The sequence below is a fragment of the Nostoc sp. genome (assembly GCF_036919595.1).
Taxonomy (GTDB): domain Bacteria; phylum Cyanobacteriota; class Cyanobacteriia; order Cyanobacteriales; family Nostocaceae; genus Nostoc.
In genome coordinates this window covers 1-11,024 of record NZ_JBALCO010000138.1, presented here as the reverse complement: position 1 = coordinate 11,024, position 11,024 = coordinate 1, and the positions used below count along the sequence as shown (strand labels likewise).

Here is an 11,024-nt window from a genome sequence, read left to right as displayed (position 1 = left end):
GTCATACTCTGCGTATTTTTCTGCGCCAGCGTTTTGGTATTGATGTTCTTACTTTTGAACAGCATCCTGTGGCTTAATTCACATAAGGCGTACTGTTCTAAAAAATACTGGGCTATTTAGCGAGGTACTTGTACTCCCTGGAGATATCATTGCTATACCAGCACTTTCATACTGAGGCAGTGCCGCTTGACTATTTGGACTAGTATAGTGTCCAATAACTCCTAGAATATTTGGGTTTTTAATTAGCTCTCCAGCAACTTTTTGAGCTTGAGCTTGAGAACTGCCATCATTGGCAATTACTATACTTAACAATCGTTTATTATCTCCAGGCAATTTGTTAAAACTATCTTGCGCCTGTGCAACTCCTCGCAATAGTTCTTGAGAAATACCTGCTTCTTTGTTAGTATCTGGTAAAGCAACTGCCAGAGTTAGTGGGTTGCCTTTTTGATATGCTAGGGCATTGTTGTAATAAATTTGTAACTCTGGGTCATAAGGGAAGGCTTGCCTAGCTTTTTGAAAATCTTTAACAGCTTGGGTATAATCTCTGTTTTGAAAAGCTTCAAAAGCCTGAGTGCGGCTTGGATTTTGACTTCCATTAAATAAAGTACGCTCACCTTCGCTAAGAAATACTGGTTGTTGCGGTTCTGGTTGTACCGTTATTGACGGTTTCGGGTCTGGATTCTTGCCAATAACCGGAAGTTCATTTCGTCGGTTCCACCAAATGAACAACCCAAATACTAAAATTAGTAGTACTGGAACAAGGGAGAAGATAAGACGTTGCTGCTGTTGCTGCTTTCGTGTTGCTAATTCTTGGCTAGCATATAAAAATTGATAATCTTCAACAAGCAACTGTTTCTGTTCTGCCCATGCTTGAGCTTGTCGTAATTTCTGTCCCTGCAAAAGATCCGATTTACTTTCACGGTTAGACTCTAGCCATGCTGTTAATTCTTTTGCATAAGGTCGCAAACTCGCTAACGCCTGATTAACCCAATTATTGTCAAAAACAAACTCATAAATACGGTTATAAACTTTTAACTTACCATTTTCCTTAACTACCAATCCTGATAGGCGCAATTCTATTTGCCCCGGACTGTTATCTTCTTCAATTTCTTTTTTTCTTAAAATTTGTTCATATAATTCAAGCAACAGATCCGCAGGCTGCTTGTTGCTGAAAATGCGATCACGTATTGTCCTCAAATGCTCAGGATCATCCTGAGATTGCCAATTTTGGATAATTCGCGATCGCACTAATTGCTCTACAGATAATTGTTGCTCATCATTTAGCATAAGTTGACAAAGTTTTTGGGTAAGAAATGGTTGTCCACCAGTCCATTCCAAAACCTCTTGTAGCTTTGCTTGGGGATTACTGACTTTACCTACTAATCCCATAGCTAAAGGCTCGGCTTCATCTAAATCAAAACCTTTGAGTTCAATGGGTTGACCAATATTAAATGGTGTACGCTGTTTATATTGAATCAAATCAGAGGGAGTTGCTACCCCTAAAAGACAAAATGTGAGGCGTTTATATTCTGGCTTATCAGCACGTTGGTTATAGCAGACTCGAATCAAAGCGAAAAAATCCTCAGTCGAAAAATTCAGGCTAAGAACGCTATCAATTTCATCTACAAAAATGACAACTTTTTTAGGAATAGAGGTTAGCATCTCTTCTTCAAGAAACTTCCCTAGTCGTCGCAATGGAGGCAGCAATTTTTGTGCTTTCCACCAGTTTTCTAAATCAAAATTCTCATCTAGTTTTAAACTCTTAACCAGACTGTCAATCACACCTGCATACCATTGATCGGGGGTGACATCCTGAGTGCCGATCGCAGTAATATCAATCTCAGCACAAGCAATTCCTTCTTGCTGCAACCTTTGCATGGTTCTTACCCGCAAACTCGATTTACCCATCTGGCGCGAGTTCAGGACATAACAGAATTCCCCCGCCTTCAACTTTTTGTATAAATCATTATCTGCCTGCCGGGTGACGTAGGTAGGGGAATCAGGAGGTAAAGTACCCCCAACTTGATATTCATAGTTTGGGTTAGGCGCTGGATTCATGAATTATGTCCAATGCAGTTGCATACTAAATCATTCTCCGGCTTTCCTGTCTGCTTGCAAAGAGGATTTGGGGTAAATTTCTGGGAAATTTGAAATCATCACTACAATCCGAAGCGAGCGCGAAAATAAAGCCGATACAAATCACACAAGGGCATAACATCATTGCCCGTGTATTTTACTAGTCTCATACACCATAATTTATATGCTTTCTCTGGGTCTATTTTGACTGGGGCATTGGCAGCAACTACTTGTCTCATAATTGCAAGTAGTTCTAAATTATCTTGCAATATTGACCAATGGCGAAGCAGATGTTCGCTGTATAAACCTTCTTGTGTAGGAGCAATTTTCAATAGTTCTTTCAACGTTAGTTCACGCCACGCTATTTTATACAGCGCCTCCTTCACCAGCCAAGGATGCCCACCAACCATCGCCATTAGTTGGGTAACTTGCTCTCCATTCCAAAGGAGTTGGAGGCGCTGTGCTAAATTCTGCACCTGTAGCCGATTTAACTCTGGTATTTCAATACCTTTCCCGACATTTAACGGCGATCTATTACTATCTCTAGGAATGTAATCTTCTTTAGAATAGGCTATTACCAACCGGAGCTTTTTCCAAATAGGGTTAGTTGTGCGCTTATCGTACCAAGCTCGTAGTAATGCAAGAAAATCACTAGCTATCTGATAGGAAAATATGACATCAATATTATCTAATCCCAAAACTAGCGGAGTATTGATTGCTGTCAATAAATATTCTTCAAAGTAGTTTGTACAGTCTGTGTTAGTGTTCACTGTAACTTTCAACTTCTGAGCTAGTTTCTCTGATAGATTTAATTCTTTGGCTATGCTGGTGCAGAACCATTGCAAGAAAGGCTTTGAAGTATTGAATAATTTTTTTCTGGCTCTTGAAAGTCTACTCGTACTACTTTATAGCCTTGCTGAGTTCCATAATCCAAAATCTGGCTCATTAAGTAGGTTTTACCCCATTGCAAAGGTGCTCTCAACCGAATTAATCCCCCTGGCTTATCAACTTCCTTGTAACAATTAGAGTAAAAAGCTTTATCAAAAAACGGAAATTCCAGTTCTGGAGATGGTTCTGGCTCTAACAAGCTTGTCAAATCAGACCAATTTTTTTTAACTGTCGTCAGTGGTACAGCTAATCCCCCTTGGTTATTGTCGTAAGCAGCGATCATCCCAACTACTGCTTGAGCTTGAATATTAAACACGGGTGAACCACTATAGCCACCGATGATTTGTTGCGAGTCTGCCATTACCCGCAACCGCAACATGAGTAAGTTACCAAAACCTAAATGACGGTTATCATCAGTGATATTGCCCTCAATTGTTCCTCCTTCTGAGAAGTCCGAACGCCCATAGCCAATGGAGCGAAATTGATTCCCTGGCTCAAAAGTTAGAGATAAGGGTACACCTTGGCCTTGATAACCGGATAATTGCAATATGGCGAAATCATCACAGGCGCTATTTCCCAAATAAACCAATTCAACCCTTTGCCCATTGACTCGCACTTCTTCCCAACCCCCTGCTGACTCAACGACATGGGCGCAGGTGAGTAAATGTCCATTAGGTGAGATAAAAAAGCCCGTACCTTGGATATTACCTTCTGGAGTAGCGATCGCCACGGTACAAGCTTTTACTAAATTCCAACTCATGACAATTTATTACTTGTTTTCTTCTTGTGTCAGTTTCCAAGTTATTTTCACCTTCAATGATGCCTGTCCAGTGGATTCGACTACATAGACCGAGCCTTTGGCAGTGAAATTCAATCCAAACTCAACTTCTCCGCTCACAGGTTGCGATTCTTGCTCTAAAGTACGAAATGCTTTGGTAATTGGGCGACACCCGCGAACAATCAAATCCTTAACGGCATCGAAGCTAGCCTCTACTTTTTCTATAGGTAAATCACCTGTAGGTGGTGCTACACGACCTACTGATCCATCTGGTAACTCAACTGCTACCAAAATCTTGCCACCATCTTCTGTATTCAGTTCTAGAAGTTTACGAGCCATAATTCAATTAGCTTGTGGCTATCTGTTAAAAAGGTAAGTAAAGTAGTTTTTAAAACACATTTATATAAATTTATTGGTAAACAATTTTTTTCGGAGAAAGTTTACTTAAAAGTACTATCTAAAAACTATACCAGTAAACCAGTTTCTCTAAAAATTTACTTTTTTCCCATACCTTGCATTTACATGACTTCACAATCTTCTCGCTCTGACAAAATTCTGGTTGTCGATGACTCTCCTGATAATGTGTTTTTGATCAAAACTATTTTGGAGGAAGAAGGTTACACGATTAGCACTGCAGAAAATGGGATTTCGGCCTTGGCAGAATTGAAAGCTTCTCCTTGTGACTTGGTTCTACTCGATCTGATGATGCCAGGTATGGACGGGTACGAAGTCACCAAGCACATTCGTGGTGAGATGAAGTTGCCGCAATATATCCCTATACTGCTGATCACTGCCCACGATGCGCCCAACGTTGCCCACGGACTAGACTTGGGTGCTGATGATTTTATCCGCAAACCTGTAACAGTAGATGAATTGCTGGCACGAGTGCGATCGCTCTTGCGTTTAAAGCATAGTATGGATGAACGTGATGAAATTGCCCGCCAGCGAGAAGATTTTGTCTCCCGTCTCACCCACGATTTACGCACTCCCTTGGTGGCGGCCGATCGCATGTTAATGCTATTTCAGCAAGGCGCTTTGGGAACATTATCATCACAAATGCAGGAAGTAATCGCCATCATGGCCCGTAGCAATATCAACCTGCTTTCTATAGTCAATACCTTATTGGAAGTTTATCGCTTTGAAGCCGGTCGCAAAACTTTGGCGTTTCAACCAGTTAATCTGAGCCGATTGCTAGAGGAAGTGACTGGAGAATTAGCACCTTTAGCTCAAGACAAAACACTGTCGCTAAATTTAGATTTTACTGAAGAGTCAAATACAGTGATGGGCGATCGCTTAGAATTGCATCGTCTATTCACAAATCTTATCGGGAATGCGATTAAATTTACCGACTCTGGGTGTGTGACTATTCGTCTTACTTCTCAATGCCAGTTTGACAAAAGTAGCCAATCTCAATTTTCTGGAAAATCCAATTCCGTTGAATATATTAGTATTGAGATAGCGGATACTGGTTCAGGTATTCCCCTTGAAGAACAAGCCACCATATTTGAACGATTTCGCCAAGGCAACCATAAGACTTCTGGTAGTGGCTTAGGACTATACCTTGCTCGGAGAATTGTAGAGGCACATCAAGGCATCATTATGCTTAATTCAGAGTTAGCCAAAGGTAGTGCATTTATTGTCCTTCTACCCACTAAAGGATGAGAAAATTAGCAATTAGGAATTATCGAATTTTTACCCTGATAATTTATAACTTGACTATTCTCTATCAATAATTTAAATTAATTATTTCAATTAAAAACGAAATACTAAAACTTGATGAATTAAATATACTGAGCTAGCAGCATTAACATTAAATAAATACTTTTTGACAGAAAAAAATAATGATTACCACTGAATTATCTAACGTTGGCAATATTATCCAGAATCAGCGAGAGTTTTTTCAAACTGGCAAAACTAAAGATGTCACTTTTCGCATTGAACAACTTAAAAATCTCAAGCAAGCAATTATTGAGCATGAACAGTCAATAGTCGAGGCATTACAAGCGGATTTACATAAACCAGAAGTGGAGAGTTACCTAGAAATCGGCGTAATTAAGGAAATAGATTACGCTATAAAACATCTTCAAAACTGGAGTAAGCCCAAAAAAGCAGCGGTTTCCTGGGATTTTTTTTCCTACTCAGCCCGAATTTATCCAGAACCGTTAGGGGTTGTTTTAATTATCGGCCCTTGGAACTATCCATTTAACTTAATTATCTCACCGTTAATAGGTGCGATCGCAGCCGGGAATTGTGCAATTATCAAACCTTCAGAAGTTGCTTCTCATACCTCCCATATTATCACTGAAATTTTTGCCAAACATTTTGATCCAGCTTATATTGCAGTAATTGAAGGAGGCGTTGAAGCAAGTCAAAAACTACTGGCAGAAAAGTTTGACCATATCTTTTTTACTGGTGGCACAGCCATCGGCAAAATCATCATGGCAGCAGCGGCCAAATATCTCACACCAGTTACTTTAGAATTGGGTGGTAAAAGTCCTTGTATTGTAGATACTGACATTAATCTTAAACACACTGTTAGACGAATTACTTGGGGTAAATTTATTAATGCTGGACAAACTTGTATTGCTCCTGACTATCTTTTAGTTGATAAAAAAATCAAAAAAGATTTAATAGATGGGATGAAAAAATGCCTAAAAGAATTTTATGGCGATAATCCAGCAAACAGTCCTGATTACGCTAGAATTATCAGTCAAAAACACTTTGATAGATTGGTTAACTTTCTCAAAGATGGGGAAGTTATCATCGGTGGAGAAAATCAACCTTCAGAGCGTTATATCGCTCCCACAGTGATTGATAATGTCTCTTTGGAAGATTCTCTAATGCAGGAAGAAATTTTTGGCCCCATTCTACCCATTATTGAATATACTCATATTGCCGAAGCGATCGCCTTGATTAACTCTAGACCTAAACCCTTGGCGTTATACTTATTTTCTCAAAACAAAAACCTGCAAAAGCGAGTTCTGCAAGAAACCTCATCTGGTGGAGTCTGTATCAATGACACAATAATGCAGTTTGGTGTCTCCTCTTTACCATTTGGTGGGGTGGAAGATAGCGGTATTGGCAACTATCACGGTAAAGCTAGTTTTGACACCTTTTCCCATGACAAAAGTGTATTGCAAAACTCATTCTGGCTAGATTTAAAATGGCGATATGCTCCCTATGAGGGCAAATTGCCGCTAATTAAGAAACTTCTGGGTTAAAAGTTATGAGTTATTTGAATTTTGGATTGAAGGAAAAATCTAAAATTTAAAATATAAAATTCAAAATTGAATAACTCCTAACTCTTAAAACCCAAAAGCGTTGCTGTAACGCTCCTCAGCCCAAGGTTCACCACGGCGATGGTAGCCATTGCGCTCCCAAAAACCAAGTTCTTCACCAGATAAAAACTCTAAACCATTAATCCATTTAGCACTTTTCCAAGCATAGAGGTGAGGCACAACTAGCCGCATCGGGCCACCGTGTTCAGCTGGAAGGTCTTCACCAAATACTTTAAAAGCAAAGAAGTTTTCTTGGCGCATAAAATCTTCTACAGAGATATTGGTAGTATAGCCGCCGTAGCAGTGTTCTATAATGTGGGCTACTTTCGGGTCTAGCTCAATCAGACCGATGAAATCTGTCATTTTTATGCCAGTCCATTTGACATCGAGTTTAGACCAGCGTGTTACACAGTGGAAGTCTGCTGTGAATTCGTGTTGAGGTAGCGCCATAAAATCTGACCAACTAAAGGTAGCAGATTTTGCTAAACCCCAAACTCGAAACTCCCATTTCTCAGTGCTGACTTGGGGAGTTGCACCGTAAGTTAATACGGGGAAACCTTTAGCTAAGTGTTGACCAGGAGGGACGCGTTTCCCCTCTTCTTTCCCTGGTTTGTGAAAAAATTTTCCTAGCATAGTTAGAGAAAAATAAGTTTTCTCAAAGTATTTACAAGCTTTTTTGCTGAGTTGCCAACAGCACCAGTTGTTTTACTCTTTATATGATTATTTGAGCATTACTCATGAACGATCGGTAATGGGTAATGGATGTTCCCAATTACTCACTACCAACTTTTCTCGATCTAATCAGTTTGTGTAGAGGATCTATGATCCATAATCCAATCAGAAAAGCTAAGAAAAAGCGTTTATCCAGTGGTAAGAAGCTTAATTGGTATTTATTGCCAATCAAATCTATCGGTGCTGTTCATGCTTTTCCTGACTGGGGAATTATGATTCTTCTTCCTCTTCTTCAGCAGTTGGATACACAAATGTAGAACGTCCAGTCAAAATCGACTTGCCCAGAGATAGGGCTTTCTGAGCTTCGACGACGGCTTTGTGCCTCCAGGTAGCTCGACGTTTATCTCGTTTTGATTTGGAAGTTTTCTTTTTAGGAACAGCCATGTCAGCAGATATCGCGATTCTTGACAACCTTCTTATTCTAGGCCATTCACTGACGCCAAGGACAACAGGTAACTTGAATTGAGAGGTTGAGACTGAAGTAGAACACAAAGACACTGAGACAGAGGGAATTATAAGATTGACCTCTTCCTTGTCTTTGTGTCTAGCTCAACCCGTCATTTTTGGGTTGACACACCGCTGGCTGCTGGAACTATATTAGAGCTATTTTCAAAGAAAAGTAATGATCGCGCAGTTTTGAAGTAAGTGGCCCAATTTTGAGCATCGGGGCGCGATCGCCATTGAGGACGACTGACAACTAAAGTCAGAACTGGTGCGATCGCGCCATAATTTTGTACGGACACAATGATTGAAACATCTGTCACCAAGATATCTTGGTCAAAACTCCGTTGAGCAGCTGCCCTTGCGGCTGCTTCCGCTCTGGTGAGAACGGTTTCATAGTTTTCTTCCGGCAGGCGGTCAATAGCTAGATCAACTCTAGCGGTGTAAGCTCGCACAACCTGAGGTGCGAGCACTTCCGTTAAAAACCACGTAGGAACGGTAGATATGAGCAAAACTATTAAAGGAACTATCCGGATTCTTCTGGCAATTTGGCTAATAACTGAAAAGGGAGTGATCGATGATGGTTGGTGAGCAGAAATCTTGCTCATGACCTTCTATCTCCTTAGTGATGATCTGTTATTGAAATTAGGTAAAAGTATTTTCCGGTCTATTGACGTAATAAAAATTACATTTTAGCTTAAGATTCGATCAGAATCATTTAGATATAAAACATCGGTTAGCTTTGTTTTTTGGCAAAGCTGACCGCAATTTTAAGACCAGCAAACAATAACTGACAAAAAGCGGGATGGCAAATTACTGGGCGATCGCGATTGGCATCAATCAATATCAGTTATTTCAACCTTTAAGTTGTGCCCAAGCAGATGCAGAGGCACTAGAAAATTTTTTGGTGACAGAGGGAGGTTTTGTCCCCAAACACTGTCTAGTCATGACAAATACTTCGCCGCCCATTGAGGATAGGTCAACTTACCCGACTAAGGAGAATATTTTGCTGCTGCTTGAGGATTTGGCAGCAACAAGTTGGCAACCAGAAGATTATCTGTGGTTATTTTTTAGCGGTTATGGGGTCAACTACAAGGGCAAAGATTACTTAATGCCAGCGGAAGGCAACCCCGAACTCGTGCAAGAGACTGGCATAGAATTGCGATCGCTAATGCAAAGTCTCCAACTTGCTGAGATGAATGTATTGTTACTGCTCGATATCAACCGCGCTTTTGGCACCCAAGCGGATGCTCCCGTTGGCGAAGAAACAATAGAACTAGCCCAAGAACTACAACTCGCTACAATTCTTTCTTGCCAACCAGAGCAATTTTCCCATGAAAGTAGCGAACTAGGTCACGGATTCTTTACAGCAGCTTTATTAGAAGCTTTGCGTTCTGGTAATGGCAGCAACTTGGCAGATTTAGAAAGCTACCTGAGTCTGCTGATGCCAAAATTATGTCAACACCACTGGCGTCCTGTCCAAAACCCTGCCACGATCATTCCATCCAGACCGCAGGTAATCTTGCCACAATTGGCAATGGAAAGCGACTTTGAAGTAAATCCGGTGATTTATCCGGAAGAATCCTTTGCTGTTGCCCTTGCAGCTCCTCCCCTCGACGATTACCCTAAAACTTCAGCAGAGCGGGGCAGATGGGGAGAAGCTACTGTGAATTCCTCCCAACAGGTGAAGGCTCACAAGGTCGAGAAGTCTAAGAGTCAACCAGTCCAGGAGTCAGCTACTAGCTTAGTTTCCCAGCCAATGCCGGAAACTTCTTTAGGAGTGAATACAAGGGGGAGATTTATCCCCAATTCCTCCAAAGGTTACGTCTCTCGATTGCCATCGAATCAGCCAAGTATCCCTTTTTGGAAACAGTTTATCTTGTGGGGCGGAGGCAGCCTGCTGGTAGCAGGTTTAATCGCCGTGGTTTTTCTCCGTAATCAAGAAACTTTTAGAATTAAGCAAATATCAAAAACATCACCTAATGCTACTGCTAGCGATCGCCAGGTTATCCAGAATTTACCAAACGCTCACACTCCACCAGTTAGACTCAAAAACCAATCTAGTGTCCAAATAACTTCTAATTCCGAGTCGAAAAAGCGAAATCAAGCAGTATTAGACTTGGCGAAAATGTCGCTCAGACAAACTCAGGCTAGCGATTTGAGCTTGGCGATCGCTACAGCCCAAAAAATTCAACCTGGTGAACCACTGTACGAGCAAGCTCAGCAGAATATTAAGATTTGGAGCCGGATGATTTTAGATTTAGCAGAGGGTCGTGCTAAACAAAGACAGTATGCTAGCGCTATTGCTGCCGCACGATTAATCACCAAAGATGAAGCCCTCTATGCCAAAGCACAAGCATCAATCAACCTGTGGCGACTAGAGGGTAAGCAGTATGTGACTAACAAAACTCTTTTAGATGCAGCTAATGCCTTAATTAAGTCTGAACAGGCATCTACCTACAATCGTGCGATCGAAGTTGCTAAGAAAGTACCATCAGATCAACCAGGCTTCGATACTGCCCAAAAATCGATCAATAAATGGAGTGAGAAAATTTTAGACCTGGCCAAGCGTCGCGCCGCCGAAGGAGACAGCAATGCCGCAATTGCGACTGCTGCTTTAGTACCAGAGGAGACAGCCACTTACGAAGATGCTCAGGATGCCATCCAAAAATGGCAAAAAAAATAGTAGAAAAATAGTTAGGAGTTAAGAGTTAGAAGTTATAAGTTAGGAGTTATAAGGTAACTGCCCAGGTAGGAATGTCAGGAATATTCCCATGAGGGAAGAAAGATGGTAGTGTTCAAGCATGAATCCAGAAGAAAAAGATCAAAAA

General features: G+C 41.0%; 8 protein-coding genes and 1 pseudogene. 3 read left to right on the top strand and 6 right to left on the bottom strand.

The features are described from left to right. Window positions 1-78: 78 nt before the first annotated feature. The 3 genes and pseudogenes from V7K21_RS20665 to V7K21_RS20655 all read right to left on the bottom strand — a co-directional run bounded on the left by V7K21_RS20665 (window position 79) and on the right by V7K21_RS20655 (window position 4,081). On the bottom strand, window positions 79-2,058 hold the full coding sequence (locus V7K21_RS20665) for an AAA-like domain-containing protein (protein WP_335177115.1): 1,980 nt from the start codon (window positions 2,056-2,058) through the stop codon (window positions 79-81). 101 nt (window positions 2,059-2,159) lie between these two features. Then, window positions 2,160-3,724: pseudogene (locus V7K21_RS20660) on the bottom strand (AAA-like domain-containing protein). 9 nt (window positions 3,725-3,733) lie between these two features. Beyond that, complete coding sequence (locus V7K21_RS20655) at window positions 3,734-4,081, bottom strand: CU044_2847 family protein (protein WP_335177114.1); 348 nt, start codon at window positions 4,079-4,081, stop codon at window positions 3,734-3,736. A gap of 183 nt (window positions 4,082-4,264) precedes the next feature. Here V7K21_RS20655 and V7K21_RS20650 point away from each other — a divergent pair, with 183 nt between their 5' ends. Both V7K21_RS20650 and V7K21_RS20645 read left to right on the top strand, forming a co-directional pair. Further along, window positions 4,265-5,404, top strand: a complete 1,140-nt coding sequence (locus tag V7K21_RS20650; RefSeq protein ID WP_335177113.1) for a hybrid sensor histidine kinase/response regulator — start codon at window positions 4,265-4,267, stop codon at window positions 5,402-5,404. 179 nt (window positions 5,405-5,583) lie between these two features. Further along, entirely contained in the window at window positions 5,584-6,963 is a 1,380-nt protein-coding gene (locus V7K21_RS20645; RefSeq protein WP_335177112.1) for an aldehyde dehydrogenase, read from the top strand. A gap of 84 nt (window positions 6,964-7,047) precedes the next feature. Here V7K21_RS20645 and V7K21_RS20640 read toward each other — a convergent pair whose 3' ends face one another. The 3 genes from V7K21_RS20640 to V7K21_RS20630 all read right to left on the bottom strand — a co-directional run bounded on the left by V7K21_RS20640 (window position 7,048) and on the right by V7K21_RS20630 (window position 8,801). Further along, window positions 7,048-7,653 (bottom strand): sulfite oxidase-like oxidoreductase, encoded by a 606-nt coding sequence (locus V7K21_RS20640; RefSeq protein WP_335177110.1) that lies wholly within the window; start codon window positions 7,651-7,653, stop codon window positions 7,048-7,050. A 309-nt stretch (window positions 7,654-7,962) separates the two neighbouring features. Then, window positions 7,963-8,136, bottom strand: coding sequence for a 50S ribosomal protein L32 (rpmF, locus tag V7K21_RS20635; protein WP_012407602.1), 174 nt, complete (start codon window positions 8,134-8,136; stop codon window positions 7,963-7,965). Window positions 8,137-8,309: 173 nt separating this feature from the next. Beyond that, window positions 8,310-8,801: a hypothetical protein gene (locus V7K21_RS20630; protein WP_335177109.1), complete on the bottom strand. Its 492-nt coding sequence runs from the start codon at window positions 8,799-8,801 to the stop codon at window positions 8,310-8,312. Between the two features lie 197 nt (window positions 8,802-8,998). Between V7K21_RS20630 and V7K21_RS20625 the strand changes: the two genes are divergently transcribed. Beyond that, complete coding sequence (locus V7K21_RS20625; protein ID WP_335177108.1) at window positions 8,999-10,879, top strand: caspase family protein; 1,881 nt, start codon at window positions 8,999-9,001, stop codon at window positions 10,877-10,879. Window positions 10,880-11,024 lie beyond the last annotated feature (145 nt).